The sequence below is a fragment of the Streptomyces sp. NPDC059906 genome, from assembly GCF_042730645.1.
Taxonomy (GTDB): Bacteria; Actinomycetota; Actinomycetes; order Streptomycetales; family Streptomycetaceae; genus Streptomyces; species Streptomyces rubrogriseus.
Window position 1 is genome coordinate 1 of sequence record NZ_JBHWKU010000008.1, and the last position, 17,906, is coordinate 17,906.

Annotated in this window: 17 protein-coding genes, 1 tRNA gene and 2 pseudogenes; 2 read left to right on the top strand and 18 right to left on the bottom strand. The window is 72.4% G+C overall.

Going from position 1 to position 17,906, the window contains the following annotated elements:
* Positions 1 to 62 precede the first annotated feature (62 nt).
* The 13 genes from ACFV9J_RS14820 to ACFV9J_RS14880 all read right to left on the bottom strand — a co-directional run bounded on the left by ACFV9J_RS14820 (position 63) and on the right by ACFV9J_RS14880 (position 10,707).
* Positions 63 to 136, bottom strand: a tRNA-Pro gene (locus ACFV9J_RS14820).
* 120 nt (positions 137 to 256) lie between these two features.
* Positions 257 to 1,561 carry an MFS transporter gene (locus ACFV9J_RS14825; RefSeq protein ID WP_385354112.1) on the bottom strand — a complete coding sequence of 435 codons (1,305 nt, stop codon included), beginning with the start codon at positions 1,559 to 1,561 and terminating at the stop codon, positions 257 to 259.
* A 151-nt stretch (positions 1,562 to 1,712) separates the two neighbouring features.
* Positions 1,713 to 2,072, bottom strand: a complete 360-nt coding sequence (locus ACFV9J_RS14830) for an MmcQ/YjbR family DNA-binding protein (protein WP_385354114.1) — start codon at positions 2,070 to 2,072, stop codon at positions 1,713 to 1,715.
* 30 nt (positions 2,073 to 2,102) lie between these two features.
* Positions 2,103 to 2,696, bottom strand: coding sequence for a GNAT family N-acetyltransferase (locus tag ACFV9J_RS14835; protein ID WP_385354116.1), 594 nt, complete (start codon positions 2,694 to 2,696; stop codon positions 2,103 to 2,105).
* Positions 2,693 to 3,283, bottom strand: coding sequence for a helix-turn-helix domain-containing protein (locus ACFV9J_RS14840; protein ID WP_385354118.1), 591 nt, complete (start codon positions 3,281 to 3,283; stop codon positions 2,693 to 2,695). The genes ACFV9J_RS14835 and ACFV9J_RS14840 overlap by 4 nt, the downstream gene beginning before the upstream one ends.
* Positions 3,284 to 3,329: 46 nt before the next feature.
* On the bottom strand, positions 3,330 to 4,232 hold the full coding sequence (locus ACFV9J_RS14845) for a LysR family transcriptional regulator (protein WP_385354120.1): 903 nt from the start codon (positions 4,230 to 4,232) through the stop codon (positions 3,330 to 3,332).
* Positions 4,233 to 4,262: 30 nt separating this feature from the next.
* Positions 4,263 to 5,456 (bottom strand): glycine C-acetyltransferase, encoded by a 1,194-nt coding sequence (locus ACFV9J_RS14850; RefSeq protein WP_385354122.1) that lies wholly within the window; start codon positions 5,454 to 5,456, stop codon positions 4,263 to 4,265.
* Positions 5,457 to 5,487: 31 nt separating this feature from the next.
* Entirely contained in the window at positions 5,488 to 6,516 is a 1,029-nt protein-coding gene (gene tdh, locus ACFV9J_RS14855) for an L-threonine 3-dehydrogenase (RefSeq protein ID WP_385354124.1), read from the bottom strand.
* Positions 6,517 to 6,702: 186 nt separating this feature from the next.
* Positions 6,703 to 7,278 (bottom strand): GAF domain-containing protein, encoded by a 576-nt coding sequence (locus ACFV9J_RS14860; protein ID WP_385354126.1) that lies wholly within the window; start codon positions 7,276 to 7,278, stop codon positions 6,703 to 6,705.
* The gene (locus ACFV9J_RS14865) at positions 7,275 to 7,904 is read right to left on the bottom strand and encodes an ATP/GTP-binding protein (RefSeq protein WP_385354128.1); all 630 of its coding nucleotides are present in this window, start codon (positions 7,902 to 7,904) and stop codon (positions 7,275 to 7,277) included. Before ACFV9J_RS14865 ends, ACFV9J_RS14860 begins: the two co-directional genes overlap by 4 nt.
* Positions 7,882 to 8,256: a DUF742 domain-containing protein gene (locus tag ACFV9J_RS14870; protein ID WP_385354501.1), complete on the bottom strand. Its 375-nt coding sequence runs from the start codon at positions 8,254 to 8,256 to the stop codon at positions 7,882 to 7,884. Before ACFV9J_RS14870 ends, ACFV9J_RS14865 begins: the two co-directional genes overlap by 23 nt.
* Before the next feature lie 2 nt (positions 8,257 to 8,258).
* Entirely contained in the window at positions 8,259 to 8,693 is a 435-nt protein-coding gene (locus ACFV9J_RS14875; RefSeq protein WP_030189437.1) for a roadblock/LC7 domain-containing protein, read from the bottom strand.
* A 145-nt stretch (positions 8,694 to 8,838) separates the two neighbouring features.
* Positions 8,839 to 10,707, bottom strand: coding sequence for an ATP-binding protein (locus ACFV9J_RS14880; RefSeq protein WP_385354130.1), 1,869 nt, complete (start codon positions 10,705 to 10,707; stop codon positions 8,839 to 8,841).
* A 387-nt stretch (positions 10,708 to 11,094) separates the two neighbouring features.
* On the opposite strand from ACFV9J_RS14880, the pseudogene ACFV9J_RS14885 reads away from it, so the two are divergent.
* Positions 11,095 to 12,200: pseudogene (locus ACFV9J_RS14885) on the top strand (aldehyde dehydrogenase family protein); the annotation flags it as partial.
* On the opposite strand, the gene ACFV9J_RS14890 reads toward ACFV9J_RS14885, so the two are convergent.
* The gene (locus tag ACFV9J_RS14890; protein ID WP_385354132.1) at positions 12,173 to 12,769 is read right to left on the bottom strand and encodes a TetR/AcrR family transcriptional regulator; all 597 of its coding nucleotides are present in this window, start codon (positions 12,767 to 12,769) and stop codon (positions 12,173 to 12,175) included. The pseudogene ACFV9J_RS14885 and the gene ACFV9J_RS14890 sit on opposite strands and share 28 nt — an antisense overlap.
* Before the next feature lie 73 nt (positions 12,770 to 12,842).
* Between ACFV9J_RS14890 and ACFV9J_RS14895 the strand changes: the two are divergent.
* Positions 12,843 to 13,470, top strand: a pseudogene (locus tag ACFV9J_RS14895) (acyl-CoA dehydrogenase family protein); the annotation flags it as partial.
* Between the two features lie 160 nt (positions 13,471 to 13,630).
* On the opposite strand, the gene ACFV9J_RS14900 reads toward ACFV9J_RS14895, so the two are convergent.
* The 4 genes from ACFV9J_RS14900 to ACFV9J_RS14915 all read right to left on the bottom strand — a co-directional run bounded on the left by ACFV9J_RS14900 (position 13,631) and on the right by ACFV9J_RS14915 (position 17,768).
* The gene (locus ACFV9J_RS14900) at positions 13,631 to 14,548 is read right to left on the bottom strand and encodes an alpha/beta hydrolase family protein (RefSeq protein WP_385354134.1); all 918 of its coding nucleotides are present in this window, start codon (positions 14,546 to 14,548) and stop codon (positions 13,631 to 13,633) included.
* Between the two features lie 188 nt (positions 14,549 to 14,736).
* A complete protein-coding gene (locus ACFV9J_RS14905; RefSeq protein WP_385354136.1) occupies positions 14,737 to 15,903 on the bottom strand; it encodes a low temperature requirement protein A in 1,167 nt (388 codons plus the stop codon).
* Between the two features lie 116 nt (positions 15,904 to 16,019).
* Positions 16,020 to 16,952 (bottom strand): alpha/beta hydrolase, encoded by a 933-nt coding sequence (locus tag ACFV9J_RS14910; RefSeq protein WP_385354503.1) that lies wholly within the window; start codon positions 16,950 to 16,952, stop codon positions 16,020 to 16,022.
* Positions 16,953 to 17,000: 48 nt separating this feature from the next.
* The gene (locus ACFV9J_RS14915; protein WP_385354138.1) at positions 17,001 to 17,768 is read right to left on the bottom strand and encodes an SDR family oxidoreductase; all 768 of its coding nucleotides are present in this window, start codon (positions 17,766 to 17,768) and stop codon (positions 17,001 to 17,003) included.
* Positions 17,769 to 17,906: the final 138 nt, after the last annotated feature.

The following is a 17,906-nucleotide window of genomic DNA, read 5'->3' on the forward strand; positions in this document are numbered from 1 at the left end:
ATTGTGGGGGGGGTTTTTTCTAAACAACCACCCCCCCCCCCACTAACAACGACTGTCTCCAGTCGGGACGACAGGATTTGAACCTGCGACCCCTTGACCCCCAGTCAAGTGCGCTACCAAGCTGCGCCACGTCCCGCTGCCCGCCTGACCTGGGGTTTCCCCCGGCCGAACGTGCAGGAAAACCATACCGCACTCGGGCCGGTGGTCGCGCACCGCTTTTCCGGGGCGTGGTCCGCCGGCGCCCGCTGCGGCGGCTTCAGCACTTCTGTGCGCGGGACGGCTCGGCCGCGGCGGCCGCGGTCGCGCCCGGTCCCGCCGCGGCCGCGTCCACCCGCACCAGCCCGCGCACCGCCGGTATCAGCAGCAGGGCGGCGCACACGGCGAAGCTGGTGACAGCCGCGACGAGCAGTACGTGGTCGGCGCCGAGGGCGGCGGCGGCCGGACCCGCGAGCGCCTGGCCGACCGGCATCATCGCGAGGGAGCCCGCCACGTCGTAGGCGTGGATGCGGTTGAGGACGTCCGACGGGACCTGGGTCTGCACGCTGGTCGCCCACATCACGCCCCAGAAGGACATGCCGGCCCCGGCGACGGCGGCGCCGGCCGCCATGGCGGGGACGCCGAGCCCGGCGCCGACGCTCGCGGGGAAGGCGGCGAAGCCGACCAGGGCGATCGCGCCGGCCCGGAGCATGCGTACCGGCCGCAGCCGCAGGGCGAGGAGGCCGCCCACGACGGTGCCCGCGCCCAGGGCGGAGTTGACCAGCCCGTAGGCGCGCGGGCCGTGCTCCCCCACCACCTCGGTGGCGACCAGCGGCACGGTCGGGCCCCAGACGGCGATCATGTAGACGCACCAGACGGCTATGACGCTCCACAGCCACCGCCGCGCGAGGAACTCCCGCCACCCCTGGACCAGGTCGGCGCGGAAGGCCTTGCTCCCGCGGCCGGACACCGCGCGGCTCCCCGGCGCGAGCGGGGGCAGCCGGAGCAGCAGGAGGCACAGGGCGCTGATCGCGTAGGTGGTGGCGTGGGCGGCGAAGACCCCGCCCGGTGAGGCGAAGCCGACCAGGAGGCCCGCCACCGCGGGGCCGGCGAGCTGGGCGGCGGACTCGGCGACGCGTATCGCGCCGTTGGCCCCCTGGACGTCGGAGGCGAGCCGGGGCACGGTGCTGGCGACGCCGGGCTGGAAGACGGCGCCCGCGACGCCGTTGGCGAAGCCGATGGCGCAGATCTGCCAGAGCACGACGTGCCCGGAGAAGAAGAGCGCGGCGGCCAGGGCCTGGGTGCCGAGCCGTACCAGGTCGGCGCCGATCATGAGCTTGCGGGTGCTGAAGCGGTCGGCGAGGACTCCGCCGAAGACGACCAGACCGGCGAAGGCGGCGGCCGTCGCGGCCATGGCGAGGCCCACCGCGCCCGCTCCGTACCCGTGCTGGAGGAGGCCGGCGGCGAGCGCGACGGGCAGCATGGTGTCGCCGAGGCGGGCGATGGCCCGGGCCGCGAAGAACAGCGCGAAGTCCCGCGACCAGACGGCTCGCGCCGCCGTCGGCCGCCATGACGTACCGGCCATCCCGTGCTCTCCCCTCCCCTTGCGCTCCCCCTGCGCCCGCCTTGCCCTCCCGTGGCACCGTTCGTCCGACGGCCGGGACCCCCCTCCGGTCCCGGCTGTCACGCACGTCTTCGGATCATGCCACGGGGCACTGACAACGCCCGAGGGGTTTTCAGCTCCCGGCGGGCAGCCCCAGCCGGGGGTGGGCCTCCAGCAGCCGGGTCGGGGCCGCCTGGCGCCAGGAGTCGGCGAGGATGTCGCGCAGCTCGTCCTCGCCCTCCAGCGCGGCGAGCCGGGCCCGCACCCAGGCGAACTGGGCCTCGTGTCCGGCGATCCAGAACTTCTCCGGCTCGGCCAGCACCAGTTCGCCGCGCTCCTCCTTCGGGCAGCGCACCGCGAGGGAGGTCTCGTCCTCGGGCAGCGTCGCGAACATCTTGCCCGCGACCCGGAAGGTCGGCATGCTCCAGGCGGTCTTCTCCGTCGTGTCCGGCAGGGACAGGGCGATACGGCGTACGTCTTCTGCGTCCGGCATGACAGGCACGGTATCCGCCGCCACTGACATTCACCCGGCGACGGCGGGCGGGCCCGTCCGCTCGCCGGCCTGCCCCGCGACCTGCCCCGCGGCGTCCTTCGCGACCTGCCCCGCGAGCCGCTTGAAGTAGAGCGTCGTCGGCCGCAGTTCCCCGCGCGGGTCCGCCGCGTAGTCCGGGATGCTGCCGGCCCGGGTCCACCCGGCGGACCGGTACAGGTGCTCGGCCGGGCTGCCGGTCTCGGTGTCCAGGTGGAGGAGGGTGATTCCGGCCGCCGCGGCCGCCTCCTCGGCGGTGGCCAGCAGCAGACGGCCCACTCCCCGGCCGCGGGCCGCGCGGGACACCATGAGCTTGACCAGCTCCGCGCGGTGGCGGCTGTTGGGCTTGTCCGGCAGGGCGAGACTCACGGTCCCGGTCACCCGGTGCCCGTCCCGTGCCACCCAGACGGCGAGTCGACCGGCGGCGACCGCGGCGGCGCGCTCCCGCCACCAGTGCGCGGCCTGCGCGCGAGTGAGCGGGGCGAGGAAGCCGACGGAGGCGCCGCCCGCGACGGTGTCGGTGAGCAGCGCGGCCAAGCCGTCCAGCAGCGCCGTCACCCCGTGCTCGTCGACCCGGGCCACGTTCACGGCAGCACCACCGCGAGCGCGTAGCGTGCCCCGCCGGGCCCGGGGCTCCGGAACCGCGTCGGCCCCCACACGCGCATCCGCAGGCAGTCACCGGCGGCGAGGTGGTGCTCCACGTCCTGCGCCGTGATCTCCAGGACCCCTTCGAGAAGCCAGACGTGCTGCTCCAGGCCGGGCACCGGCGGCCGGTCGTAGGCGATGTCGGCGCCCGCCGCGAGCCGTCCCTCGACGAGTTCGCCGCGCAGTCCCGCGTGCGGCGGGGACACCGAGCGGCGTACGAACCCGGCCGGGCGGTCCTCCCACACGGGTTGCTCGGCGGCCCGCACCAGCAGCACGGGTTCCGCCTCGACCTCGCTGAGCAGCCGGGACATGGTCCGTCCGTAGACCGCGCACAGGCGGTTCAGTACGGCGGCGGTGGGGCTGGTCTCGGCCCGCTCGGCCCGGGACAGCGTGGACCGGCTCACCCCGCTGCGCTCCGCCAGCTCCCCCAGTGACCAGCCGTGTTCGGCCCGCAGTTCGGCCAGCCGGGCGGCGAGGCGGGCGGCGAGGCGGGCGTCCACCGGGTCTGCGGCGACGTCGTCTTCTCTCATATCCGGGACGCTATCCCGCTGGTGAGACGTCCGTGTTACGGAAGGCTCACGCCCGGGCCGCGTCGCCGAGTGCGTCGAGGACCGGGCGGATCAGCGGGTGTTCCTCCGCTCCCCGCCGTACGGCCGCGAAGACGCGGCGGGTGGGCGCCACCCCGTCGACCGGGCGGACGACCACGCCGGTCAGGTCGGTGCCGAGCAGTGCCGAGCGCGGGACGAGCGCCACCCCGGCGTCGGCCGCGGCGAGGGACACCACGGCGCGGAAGTCGTCCGAGGAGTGTTCGAGGCGGGGCTGGAACCCGGCGCTCTCACAGGCCAGCACGACCACGTCGTGGCACGGGTTGCCGGGGTAGGGGCCGATCCAGGTGTCCTTGGCCAGCTCCGCGAGCGGCACCTCGTCGGCGTCGGCGAGGCGGTGGGCGACCGGGACGACCGCGTCGAAGGGCTCGGCGTACAGGGGGACGTGGGTCAGGCGCGGGTCGTCGGCGGCCGGTGCCCCGCGGTACTCGACGGCGACGGCGACGTCGACCTGCCGGTCGAGGACCATCGGCAGGCTGGCGTCGCCCTCGGCGTCCTGGACGCGGACCCGGATGCCGGGAGCCGAGTCGGCGAGGCGGGCCAGGGCGGGCGCGACGACGAGGGCGATGCCGGTCGCGAAGGAGGCGACCGTGACCGTGCCCGCCTCGCCCGAGCCGTAGGCGGCCAGCTCGGCCTCGGCCCGCTCCAGCTGGGCGAGGACGGCGTTGGTGTGGCTGAGCAGGATTTCGCCCGCCGCGGTGAGCCGTACGCCCTTGGCACCGCGCTCGACCAGGCGGTGCCCGGTCTCCTGCTCCAGCGCGGCGAGCTGCTGGGAGACCGCCGACGGGGTGAGGTACAGCGCGGCGGCAGCCGCCGTCACGGTGCGGTGGTCCGCCACCGCTCGCAGGATGTGCAGCCGCCGCGCCTCGATCATGGGATCGATTCTCTCAGGTCACCGGGGGCATCAGGCCGCGAGCTGCCCCCGGGCGGCCACGAAGGCGTCCACCGCGCGGTTGACGTCGTCGGTGGAGTGGGCGGCGGACAGCTGGACGCGGATGCGGGCCTTGTCCTGCGGGACGACCGGGTAGGAGAAGCCGATCACGTACACGCCGCGCTCCAGGAGCAGCTCCGCCATGCGGCCCGCCTTCGTCGCGTCGCCGATCATGACGGGCGCGATGGGGTGGTCGCCGGGGAGGATGTCGAAGCCCTCCTCGGTCATCCGGCGGCGGAACAGGGCGGTGTTCTCGGCGAGCCGTACGCGCAGGTCGTCGGCCGACTCCAGCAGGTCGAGCACCTTGAGGGAGGCGGCGGCGATCACCGGGGCGAGGGTGTTGGAGAAGAGGTAGGGCCGGGAGCGCTGGCGCAGCAGGGCGACGATCTCGGCGCGGGCGGCGACGTAGCCGCCGGAGGCGCCGCCGAGGGCCTTGCCGAGGGTACCGGTGATGATGTCGACGCGGTCCATGACGCCGTGCAGCTCGGGGGTGCCGCGGCCGCCGGGGCCGACGAAGCCCACGGCGTGCGAGTCGTCGACCATGACCATGGCGTCGTAGCGGTCGGCGAGGTCGCAGATCTCGTCGAGCGGGGCGACGTAGCCGTCCATGGAGAAGACGCCGTCGGTGACGATCAGCTTGCGGCGGGCCTCGCCCGCGGCCTTGAGCTGTGCCTCCAGGTCGGCCATGTCGCGGTTGGCGTAGCGCAGGCGCTTGGCCTTGGACAGGCGGATGCCGTCGATGATCGAGGCGTGGTTGAGGGCGTCGGAGATCACCGCGTCCTCGGGGCCGAGGAGGGTCTCGAAGACGCCGCCGTTGGCGTCGAAGCAGGAGGAGTAGAGGATCGTGTCCTCCTGGCCGAGGAACGCGGAGAGCCGGGCCTCCAGCTCCTTGTGCACCTCCTGGGTGCCGCAGATGAAGCGCACGGACGCCATGCCGTAGCCCCAGCGGTCCAGCGCCTCGTGGGCGGCGGAGACGACCTCGGGGTGGTCGGCGAGACCGAGGTAGTTGTTGGCGCAGAAGTTGAGGACCTCGCCGGGGCGGCCGCCCGCGGTGACGTTGACGGTCGCGGACTGCGGGGTGCCGATGACGCGCTCGGGCTTGTGCAGCCCGGCGGCGCGGATCTCGTCGAGGGTGGCGCGCAGATCGTCGCGCACGGAGTCGAACATCTCACAAGCTCCTAAGAGGATACGTACGTCTTCACGCGGTCCAGTCGAGGATGACCTTGCCGCCGCGGCCGCTCGCGGCGTCGGCGAAGGCGGCCTCGAAGTCGCGGTGGGAGTAGCGGCCGGTGATCACGGGGGCGAGGTCGAGGCCGCCTTCGAGCAGCACGGACATGGCGTACCAGGTCTCGAACATCTCGCGGCCGTAGATGCCCTTGATGGTGATCATGGAGGTGACGACACGGGCCCAGTCGACCGGGAACTCCTCGGCGGGCAGGCCGAGCATGGCGATCCGGCCGCCGTGCGTCATGTTGGCGATCATGTCGCGCACGGCCTCGGGGCGGCCGGACATCTCCAGGCCGATGTCGAAGCCCTCGCGCAGGCCCAGTTCGCGCTGTCCGTCGGCGATGGTGGCGTGCGAGACGTTCAGGGCGAGGCTGACGCCGACCTTGCGGGCCAGTTCCAGCCGCTCCTCGCTCACGTCCGTGATGACGACGTTGCGGGCGCCGGCGTGCCGGGCCACGGCGGCGGCCATCAGGCCGATCGGTCCGGCGCCGGTGATGAGGACGTCCTCGCCGACCAGCGGGAAGGACAGCGCGGTGTGCACGGCGTTGCCGAACGGGTCGAAGATCGCGGCGACGTCGAGGTCGACGGGGACGCGGTGCACCCAGACGTTGGACGCGGGCAGGGCCACGTACTCGGCGAAGGCCCCGTCCCGGCCGACGCCGAGGCCGACGGTGGCGCGGCACAGGTGGCGCCGGCCGGCCAGGCAGTTGCGGCACTTGCCGCAGACCAGGTGGCCCTCGCCGCTGACCCGGTCGCCGGCCTTGATGTCGGTGACGTCGCGCCCCGTGTCGACGACCTCGCCGACGAACTCGTGGCCGACGACGAGCGGGGTGCGGATGGCCTGCCGCGCCCAGCCGTCCCAGGCCCGGATGTGCAGGTCGGTGCCGCAGATGCCGGTGCGCAGCACCTTGATGAGGACGTCACCGGACCCGATGGTGGGCTCCGGGACGTCCGCGAGCCACAGCCCGGGCTCCGCCTTCTCCTTGACCAGCGCCTTCAACGCTACGGCTCCTGACGGGGGTGAGGTCCCGGCCGTGGGCATGCCGAAGCGGCCCGCGTCCGGGGAGGGGAGGGGAATCGCACAGCAATCTGCCGTACGACACCGTCCCCGGTCCATCGAGCCTTTCTTAAGCCCGGCCGCAGCTTTGCTTCACGCGCCCGGCGAGGGCCCGCACGCGCCCGCCGCTCACAGGGGGAACCCGTCCTCCGCGCTGCGCTCGATGCGCCGTACGAGGTCGGTGGCCGTCGACTTGATCGTCGCCAGGCCCTCGGTCCCCCAGGTCCGGGGCCGTACGTCGGCGGCGGACACGGTGCCGAGGACCGTCCCCGTACTGTCGATGAGCGGGGCTCCGAGGTAGGACCGGATGCCGAACGTGTCGACGACGGGGTTGCCCGCGAAGCGCGGGTAGTCGCGCACGTCCTCCAGAACCAGCGCCTTGCGCCGGACCACCACATGGGGGCAGAAGCCGTGGTCGCGGGGCTGGACCCGGCCGAACTCGGGACTGGTCCCGTCCCCGCGCGTCACCGGAGGAACGTCCGGCACCCGCAGGCCCGCGAAGAACTGCCCGCCCTCGACCAGGAAGTTGACCATCGCGTACGGCGCCTCGGCGAGGCCGGCGAGGTGCGTGGCGAAGGCGTCGAGGGCCGGGTCGGCGCGTTCCGCGAGCCCGAGCCGGCGCAGCCGTCGTACCCGCTCGGGGGCCTCCCGGTCCTCGGGGGTGAGCAGCAGACGTCCGGCCGGCCGCGGCGGGTCGTAGCTCATGGGCGGACTCCGGCGCCGAACCCCGGCGTCGGGGCCGGGGTGTGGGCGATGAGGTGGCGTACGAGGGTCAGCAGCGTCTGTACGCCGGAGCTGGAGATCCGGGCGTCGCAGCGCACGATCGGGATCTCGGGGTGCAGGTCCATGGCCGCGCGCACCTCCTCGGGGTCGTAGCGGTAGGAGCCGTCGAACTCGTTGATCGCGACGACGAAGCCGAGTCCGCGTTCCTCGAAGAAGTCGACGGCGGCGAAGGACTCCTCCAGGCGGCGGGTGTCCGCGATGATCACCGCCCCGAGCGCGCCCTCGCACAGTTCGTCCCACATGAACCAGAAGCGTTCCTGGCCGGGTGTCCCGAACAGGTACAGGACGTGTTCGGCGTCGAGGGTGAGGCGGCCGAAGTCCATGGCCACGGTCGTTTCGAGTTTGTTCTCGATTCCGTCGAGGTTGTCGGTCGCGGCGCTGACCGTGGTGAGCAGTTCCTCCGTGCTCAGCGGCGCGATCTCGCTGACCGCGCCGACGAAGGTCGTCTTGCCGACGCCGAATCCGCCCGCCACGAGGATCTTCAGGGCGGTGGGGAACGGGTCGGCGCCTTCGCCGTGCGTGTGGTCAGAGCTGTCGTCGTAGTCCATCGAGCACTGCCTCCAGAAGGGCCCGGTCCGTGGGGTGGTGGTGGAACGCGGCGGGGGGTTTGGTGGTCAGCGCGCCGCAGTCGACGAGGTCCGAGAGCAGCACCTTGGTGACCGCCACCGGAAGCCGCATGTGGGCGGCGAGTTCGGCGACCGGGAGGGGCGCCCGGCACAGGTCGAGTGCCTGCGTGTGCTCGGGTCCCAGGTAGCCGAGGGGGGTCGCCCCGGTGGCCATGACCTGGGACATCAGGTCGAGCGCGACGGTGGGCCGGGTACGGCCGTTGCTGACGGTGAAAGGGCGCACCAGCCGTCCGGCGGCGTCGTCGAGCCAGGGCCCGTCGCCGGCCGCGGCCACCGTCAAGGCCTCATCGCCGGGGGTTCGACGGCGTGCTGCCGGGGCGCGGTGACCAGATAGGGGCGGACGCTCTTGACCAGCATCGCCATCTCGTAGCCGAGGACGGCCGCGTCGGCCTCGCGGCCGGCCAGCACGGCGAGGCAGGTGCCGGAGCCCGCGGTGGTGACGAAGAGCAGGGTCGAGTCGAGTTCGACGACGACCTGCCGCACGTCCCCGCCGTCGCCGAAGCGGACGCCGGCGCTGCGGCCGAGGGAGTACAGGCCGGAGGCCAGGGCCGCCATGTGGTCGGCGCTGTCGGCGTCGAGTCCGTGGACGGACTTCACCAGTCCGTCGGCGGACAGGAGCACCGCGCTGCTGGTGTGCGGCACGCGCTGGACGAGGCCGCTCATCAGCCAGTCGAGGTCGGACACTTGGCCGGTCGGCGCATCGCTCGCCATGGTGGATCGACTCCTTGGGGTACGAAGGTCTGCGGGAGCGCGGGTCAGGGGGTGGGGGTGGTCGCGGGGGTGGGGATGGTCACGGGGGTGGGGATGGTCACGGGGGCGTGCGGGGAGACGGGGGTCGTCGTGGGGGCGGGGATGGTCATTCGGCCGTCACGCCCGGATCGCCCTGGGCCGGTGTCAGGGGCGCGGGTTCGCCGTGCTGCTGGGCCTCCGCGAGGCCGACGCCGCGCTGAAAGGCCGCCATCAGGCCCGGGTCGTGCCCGGTGTACTGCTCGGGTTCCTGGCGGGGCGCGGGGCCACCGCGCAACTGGGGCACGATGTGCTCCTGGGCACGGCGGCGCGGCAGTTGGGGCTTCCCCATGGTGCCGCGCACCGCACTGTGCCGCGGGACGGGCGGGGTGTTCGCGTGTTCGGCGAGGACGCCCCGGTCCTCGGGCCGTACTCCGGGCACGGCGGCGGCCGGGGTGGCGCGGTTCCGGTGCGTGCCGCGCACGGGCAGCGGCACGGGTTCGCCGGCGTCCCGGCGGGCCTCGACCGGGCCGAGTGCCTCGGAAGCGGGGACAACCGGCAGCGGTGCGGCCGGTGCGGCCGGAGTCGGTGTGCCGAAGGCCGCTGCGCCGAAGGCCGGTGCGGCGAAGTCCCGTGTGCCCAGGGACGGTACGTGCGCCGTGGCGGACACGTCCGGAGCCGGTGGCACCGCGGGCGACACGGCCCGCAACGGCTGCCGGGGCGACGCCACGTCCACCGGTCCGGCACCGGTGACCGTGGCCGGGTGGGCGGCACCCCCGGGGAGCGCACCCGGCTCCGTGCCCAGCAGCGCCTGCGGCACGACCAGGACGGCCTGGACACCGCCGTAGATGTTGGTCTGCAGCCGCACGGTGATCCCGTGCCGCTTGGCGAGCTGGGAGACGACGAACAGTCCGATGCGCCCGTCCGCGAGCAGGCGGGCGACGTTGACCTGGTCGGGGTCGGCGAGCAGGGCGTTCATCCGGTCCTGCTCACCGACGGGCATGCCCAGTCCGCGGTCCTCGACCTCGACGGCGAGGCCCGAGGTGACGAGGTTGGCGCGCATCAGCACCTGGGTCTGCGGCGCGGAGAACAGGGTGGCGTTCTCGACGAGTTCGGCCAGCAGGTGGATGACGTCGGCGACCGCGTGGCCGCGCAGGGTGCCGTCGATCGGCGGGACCAGCCGGACCCGGGAGTACTGCTCGACCTCGGCGATGGCCGAGCGCAGCACCTCGGTCATGTCGACCGGGTTGCTCCACTGGCGGCGGGAGACGGCACCGCCGAGCACGGCGAGGTTCTCGGCGTGGCGCCGGATGCGGGTGGCGAGGTGGTCGACGTGGAAGAGGCCCTTGAGGAGGTCGGGGTCCTCGATCTCGTTCTCCAGCTCGTCCAGGATGGAGATCTCCCGGTGCACCAGGGACTGCAGACGCCGCGCGAGGTTGACGAAGACCTCCAGCTTCTGTTCGCTGCCCGCCTGGCTGGAGAGCTGGGCGGCGCGGACGACGGCGGTGACGGCGCCGTCGTGGGCGCGGGAGAGGTCGGCGGCGAGCAGTTCGAAGTCGTCGGCGTCGTCCGGCGGTCCGCCGCGCGGGGTGCGCGGGGCCGGGGACTCGCCCCGGCGCAACGCCTCCACGACGGCGCGCAGGTCGCCTTCCTGGCGCGCGGTGCTGCGGCGCAGTGCGCCGACGCGCTCGTGCACGGACCGCGCGGCGCGGTCGGCGGCGACCGCGGCGATGACGACGGCGGCGACGGTCACCGAGACCGCCCCGGCCAGTACGCCCCACAGGACGGGGCCGGGTCGCACCCCGGTGGACCGGACGGTGAACAGGACGACCGCGCAGGCGCCGAGGGCGACCGCGACCGGTGGCAGGACGGCGAGCCTCAGGAGTTGGGGCCGTATGTGGGTCTCGGGCAGCGCGGCGGTGGTACGTGGGGCCGGCCGGCCGTGCCGTCCGCCCTCGCGGCGGTCTGCTCGCGCGGCCGGGGCGCGGAGGTGAGACATCGGTGTCCTCGTACTGGTCCGTGACTGGTCCGTCGGCCCTACGTCGCCCGACGGACACTGACAGTAGTCGGCTGCCCCTCATGTGCGGTGGGCAGTTGCCAAAGTCCCTCGGACAACGTCCCGCTCTGGTATGAGGCCTCGTACGACAGACCGATAAGCCGGATACACAACCGTTCCGGCATGACCCAGAACCAGTCGGACCCGATCAGAAACAGTCACTGTCGGTGACGGCTGACGGGGCGCCGAGTACCGCCGGAGGTACGACCAGACGACCCCGGCGAGTATCGACGAACCCATTGCCCCCCACACCCCCGTGAAACAAGTATATGGATTTTGTATCTTCGATTCACTGGGGGACCCGATGACCGACACCGCCCCGGACGCCGCGAGTTGGGCACCGTCGCCCGGACCGTCGCCGAGGAGACCGGCAAGCCGGCCGGTGACGCCGAACTGGAGGTGGTCCTCAACGGGCCTCGCTGGTGCACCGGCCGCTGGGGGTGGTCGGCGTGCTCGGCCCGTGGAACTACCCCTGCTACACCCCGATGGGCTCCGTCGGGTACGCCCTGGCGGCGGGGAACGCGGTGGTCCTCAAGCCGTCCGAACCGACCCCGGGCGCCGGTGTCCTGCTCGCCGCACTGTTCGACGAGGCCGTGCCCCCGCACGCCGGGCTGTTCACCGCCGTCACCGGCGCCGCGGCCACCGGGGAGGCGCTGGCCCGCGCCGGGGTCGACAAGCTGGCGTTCACCGGGTCGCCCGGGACGGCGCGCAAGGTGACGGCGGTCTGCGCCGAGACGCTGACCCCTTTCCTCGCCGAGTGCGGCGGCAAGGACGCCGTGATCGTCACCGCGGACGCGGACCTGGACGCCGCCGCCGACGCGCTCGTGTGGGGCGCGTTCAGCAACGCCGGGCAGGCCTGTGCGGGAGTGGAGCGCGTCTACGCCGTGCGCGAGATCCACGAGGCGCTGTGCGAACGGGTGGTGCGGCGCGCCGGCGCGCTGCGGCCGGGCCCCGGCGGGGACGCGCACTACGGTCCGATGACCCTGCCGGGCCAGCTCGAGACCGTGGAGCGGCAGGTGACCGAGGCGGTGTCGTCGGGCGCGCGGGCCCTGCTGGGCGGCCCCGAGTCGGTCCGGGCGCCCTACGTCGCGCCCGTCGTGGCGGTGGCCCGCGCCAACGACTCCCGGTACGCCCTGGGGGCCGCGGCGTTCTGCGGCAGCCGGCGCACCGGGGCCGCGATCGCGGCGCGGCTGCGCGCGGGAGCGGTGTCGGTGAACTCGGTGCTGGGTTTCGCGGCCGTGCCGACGCTGCCGTTCGGCGGCTCGCGGGGCTCCGGGTTCGGGCGGATCCACGGCGCGGAGGGGGTGCGGGCGTTCACGGCGGTGCAGTCGACGACCGTGCAGCGCTTCGCCCCGCCGGTCGCGCTGACCTCCTTCGAGGTGCCGGCCGCCGCTCGGTGCACGGTCGTTCAGGCGTTGAGGAGCGGGGCCAGGTAGCGGCGGGCGAAGGCGCGGGCCTGGTCCTCGTCGTCCATCTCGATACAGCTGGCGGGGTTGAGCAGGAAGGAGACGGCCACCCGCACCATGAGTTCGGCGACGGGTCGCGGGTCGTCGCCGGGCCGTCCCTCGGCCTGCTGCGCCCGGCGCAGGTGGCCCGTCACGTAGTCGACGGTGGCGGCGAGCGAGGAACCGCCGTGCACGGTCAGGTACGGCAGCACCACCTCGGGCTCCAGCCGCAGCAGTCCTCCGAAGAGGGGGTGGGCGCGGGTGTGGCGCAGGGCGACCACGAACCCCTCGACGACCCGTTCCCCCATGGTCGGCAGCGCGGCCACCGCTTGGTCCAGTCGCTGGAAGAACCGGCTGTTCTCGCGCAGCAGGGTCTGCTCGACCAGCGTGTCCTTGGTCCCGAAGCGCCGGTAGACGGTGACACGGGAGACACCGGCCCGTTTGGCGACGTCGTCCATGGAGGAACGGCGCAGGCCGAAGACGGTGAACTGCTCCAGCGCCGCGTCGAGGATGCGCCGCGCCGTCGGATCCTCCGTCTCGGTCTTCGCGGCCGTGGTCACGAAGCGGCACCTCCGTCCCGGGCGATCGAGAAACAACTGCCACCACTTTGTCACACGCATCCTGGGGGACTTGATGGGAAGTCGTCTCACCGAAGAGCAGTCCGCGTTCCACCCCGGGCTGTACGGCAGGCTCGCCGAACTGGGCTGGCTCGGGGTGTGCCTGCCCGAGGAGTACGGGGTGCCGGCGGCGGGCTCGCCGACGCCTGCCTCTTCCTGGAGGAGACCTCCTACGGGATGGTCCCGGCCGGGGGTTTCACCGGGCCCGGCGGGCGGCCGACGGGACGTGGCTGATCGATGGGCAGAAGACCTGGATATCCAACGCCCACTGCGCGCGGAGCATCCTGCTGGTGGCCCGCACCGGCGAGGACAAGCACGGCGGACTGACCATGTTCCACCTGCCCGCCGACACCCCGGGCGTGGAGGTGCGGGGCATCGACACCATGGGCGGCCGGGAAGTCAACGACGTCTTCCTGACCGGCGTCCGGCTGCCCGCCGACGCCGTGGTGGGACAGGTCGACGACGGCTGGCGGCAGCTGATGGCCGGACTCAACCACGAGCGTCTCTTCCTCGCCTCGAACATGCTGGGCCTGGCCCGCCGCGCCTTCGACGACGCGCTCGGCTACGTCCGCGAGCGCGAGCAGTTCGGCCGCCCCGTCGGGTCCTTCCAGGCGCTGCGGCACCGGGTGGCCGACCTCGCCACCGGTCTACGGCGATCGGCAAGACGTACGGCATCAGGCGCACCGTCGGGGTGCTGGGTGGTCTGGACTCTGTAGCCGGCTCCTCGGGGGCCGGGGTGTCGCATGGGGCATCCCGCGCCCGGTGTCGTGCCTGGTCGCGGGGTGCCGTTGAGGTTGCGCGGGGTCACTTGAGGTGCTGGTTGAACCAGTCGATGGGGACTTCGGGGTGTTCTCCGAAGTAGTTGTACCCGTCGAAGCGTCGCGTCGTGCCCCTGATCCAGTGCAGTTCCTTGTCTGCCATGGGCAGGGCGTCGTAGATCGACTGCACGTCTTCGGGCCGGGTCATGCTGTCGTCGTGGACTTGCGCCACGAGGGTGGGCACGGTGACGGCCTTGACGTGTTCGACGGGGGACTGCTCGGCGAGGTGGAAGCCGGTGCGTTCGTGGACGGCCTTGTCGAACTTGTCGTAGCCGTCGGGCATGCCGATGGCCTTGACGAACTCTTCGACGATGGGGCGTGCCGAGACGGGTTGGAGCATGACCATGGCCTGGATCTCGGCGAACTCTTCTGGATGCTTGGACCAGGCGACGGCAGTGGAGTCCGCACCGAGGCAGACCGAGAGCAGGACCTTGGTCATGTCCTTGGTGTCCGGGCGGGTGGCGGCGTATCGCAGGGAGCCGATGACGTCGCGGTATTCGAGCAGGCCGATGCCGGCGATGCCGCCGTTGCCCTGGCCGCTGAGTCCGTGGTTGCGGATGTCGTAGGCCAGGATGTTGTAGCCGGCGTCGTGCAGAGCCTTGTACTCGGGCAGGAAGCTGACCTCGAAGCCGCCGAGTCCGCCGAACTCCGGCAGGTGGCCGGGGTAGCCGTAGCGGTTGCCCGGCAGGAAGTGGTTGTGGATGACGAGCCGGTCGGAGTCGGCGGGCATGAACCAGCCCTCCAGCGGCACGCCGTCCATGGACGGGAAGGTGACGTCCTCGTACTCCAGCCCGACCTCGTCGGGGCGGCGCAGTACGGGGGCGCGGCGGCCTGCGGTTGTTCCTGTGGTCCACAGCTGGACGAACTGGTCGAACGCGGCCTGGGCCTGAGTGTCGTTGGCCATGACGGCCATCTCCTTGTCGTGCGTGGGTTCCGGTTGTGTTCTGGAGGTGCCGGCGGCTGGTCCTTGCGCGGGTCTCCAGCTCTCCGGCTTCGATACGGACGGGCTCCTGTGAGCTGTTGAAGCGGAGCTGCTGTCCGTGTTCGCCGTGTTCTCTTGTGGTGTCCGTCCGACGGGTTCGGGCGGGCAGGTCACGCGTCCGCAGTGGCTTGCAGCGAGCGCGTGAGGGTGTGGTGGGCGCGGGTGACGGCGATGGCGGTGGCGGTGAGGATGACGTCGAGGAGGGCGAGGGAGGCGAGCGGGGGCAGCCAGATTGCGGCGGTGCCGGCCGCGATGCAGGCGGCGCAGGCGGCGAGTCGTTGAGTCCAGGCTCCGTGGGCGGTGGCGTGGAAGAACCAGCCGGTGGCGGCCAGATAGAGCGCGGGGCCGCCGAAGAGGAGCAGTGCGAGTGTGACGGAGCCGTGGCCGAGGGAGTGCGCGATGACGAGTTCGCTGCCCACCGCCAGGGCGACCAGGGCGGCCAGGACGAGGTAGGCGCTGTTGACGCCGAGGCGGACGGACCGGACGGGGTCGGCGGTGGTTTCCACGGCGGTACGGAAGACGTCCTCGCCGCCGCCGAAGTACAACGCCCACAGGCACACCAGGGCGGTGAACACACCGGCGGTCGCGACGATGCTGGGCACGTCGACGGGGGCGTCGGCCATCACGCGTCCGGCGGTCAGGACGGTCTCGCCGAGCAGGACGATGAAGAACAGGCGGAGGCGTTCGATCATGTGCTCGGCGTCGAAGGGCAGCTCCCGGCTGCTGAGCGCGCGTTGCGGCAGGGGGTGGGCCAGCCAGGTGCCGGTGAGGTCAACCAGGGCGGCTGCGGCCCACCACCACAAGCGGGCGCCCGAGCCCACGGCGGCGCCGGTGATCCACAAGGGTGCGGAGGCCGCGATCCACACGAGGGTGCGCCGGAAGTGCTCGCGCAGCACGTCCGTGCGGCCGGCCGCCGCGGTCACGGCGCTTGCGAAGAAGAGGATCAGCAGCAGGGGGACGACGAAGAGCCAGGCGCGGTCGTCGAAGGCGTGGGTGATGGCTGCGTTCATGAACAGGCCCAGGCCCATGACGATGACGACCATCCACCGGGTGACGTCGCGCTGGATGTCCAGGAGGGTGGCCTCGTAGCTGGTGTAGGCCCACGTTCCGAACACCGCGACCAGGAGCACGGCGGTCTCGGCGGCGCCGCGCCAGTCCTGGTGCTCGAGCAGGTGGTGGGAGAGCTGGGAGACCGCGAAGACGAAGACGAGGTCGTAGAACAGCTCCAGCGGGGACACCGGCCGGCGCAGCCGGAGTGACTCGGGCACGCTGCTCATGATCGGAAGTCTCCTCTGCCGTGGTGACGGCCGGCGCCGGGGTGGGCTCTTCGGCCCGTGGGCGGCGGTCGTGCGCATGTGTGCCCGACCGCCGCGGCCGTGTAACGCGGGGGCGGTCAGTCCTGCCGGGCGGGCCGGGCCGTCAGGTGCTCGGTGAAGAAGGGAGTGGCGGTGGCGATGGCCTGGTCGACGTACTTGGGGACGTCGTAGAAGTCCATGTGCGTGCCGCCCTCGACGACCTTCAGTTCCTTGGTGCTGCGGGCGCGGCCGTGGAGTTCGGTGGACATCCACAGGGATCCGGCTTCGCTGCCTGCGACGATGAGGAGGGGCTGGGTGAGCAGGTCCTCGACCATGTGGAAGGCGTCGAAGGTGAAGATCCGCGAGACGCTCTTGGTGAACAGGAACTTGTTCTTGGCGTTGGGGTGCTGGGCTCGCGGCGTGAGGTAGTAGTCGCCGGCCTCGACCAGGTCGCGCGGGGTGTTCTCGTCCGGCTCCGGCGGGACATAGGGCAGGTAGGCCGGGTCGGCGCCCTTCGCGGCCTCGGCGGTGCGCTGCTGGGCCAGGGACTGGAGGGTGGGGACGGCGGCGGCGTCGGAGTCGGTGCCGTACCAGCCGCGGCGGAAGCTGGTGCCGATGTTGACGGCGCTGACGGTGGTGAGGGCCTTGATGCGGTAGTCGGTCATGGCGGCGTTCACCGCGTATCCGCCTCCGGCGCAGATGCCGAGGGCTCCGATGCGCTCCGGGTCGACGTAGTCGAGGGTCTGCAGGTGGTCGACGGCCGCGCGGACGTCCTCGACGCGGGCGTAGGGGTCTTCCAGGTGGTGCGGCTCGCCGCCGCTGTCGCCCTGGAAGGAGGCGTCGAAGGCGAGCGCCACGAAGCCCTGCTCGGCCAGTTTGCCGGCGTACAGGCCGGCTGCCTGTTCCTTCACACCGCCGCCGGGGTGGACGACCACGATCGCCGCGTACCGGCGGCCGGGGTCGAAGTCCTCGGGCGTGTAGAGGGTGCCGGCCATGGTGACCTGGCCGTTGGGGAAGGTGACGGCGTCCATCATCTGCTCCTGAAAGTTTTCGTGTGGTGCGGTCGTGAAAGGGGGGTCTCAGTGGGTGCGCAGTTGCGCGAGGTCGTCCCGGATGCGGTCGGGTTCGGCGTCGAGCGGGAGGTTGGCCGTGTCCTTGACCGCGTCCAGGGCGCCCGAACGGTCCGGCTGGGCCATACCGAACAGGGAGGTGAAGTCGGTGGTGGCCGGGCCGGGGCCGGAGAAGACCTCGAAGGTCTTCCCGATCGCCTGATCGTCGAGCAGCGCCTCGACCAGGAGGGCACCGAGTGCTTCGCGGCTGACACCGTCCTCGCCGGTGTCGCCCTGCTCGATCCGCAGGTGCTCCCCGTCCGGTCCGGCATCCAGCCAGCCCGGACGGACAATCGTGTACGGGGCGCCGCTGAGCCGGACAAGGCGTTCGGAGCGGCGCTTGAAGTCCAGGGCGTGCCCGCCGTCGTTGAAGTAGTGCTCCCGGCGGGTGACGAAGATCGTCGTCTGGAGGACGATCCGGGGCCGCCGTGTGCCCAGGGCGCGCAGGACGTTGGCGACGCCGCCGTAGTCGATGCGCTCGAAGGACTCGGGGCGCGCATCGTCGTCGGACCCGTGGACGAAGATCACGGCGTCGATGTCGCGGACGGCGTCCGCCAGGCTCTGCACGCTGGTGAGGTCGCCGGTGACGATCTCGGTGCCGGGCAGGATCTCGCGGGCCCGGGCTTCGTTGCGGGCCAGGGCGAGCGGGGACAGACCGTGGCCGGCGGCTGCGTCGACGACATGTCGGCCGGTGCGGCCCGTGGCTCCGACGACAAGTACGCGGTCGATGGAGGACATAAGCAGTTCCCAGAATTCTGCGGAGTAGGGCATTCGGGGGGCGGCGTGTTCCGGCTCATCGCCCCCGTCGTCATTTCCTGACGACTTCACACTCGCACGCATTCAACGTCGCTGTGAGAGGAGACTTTCATCCTGGGA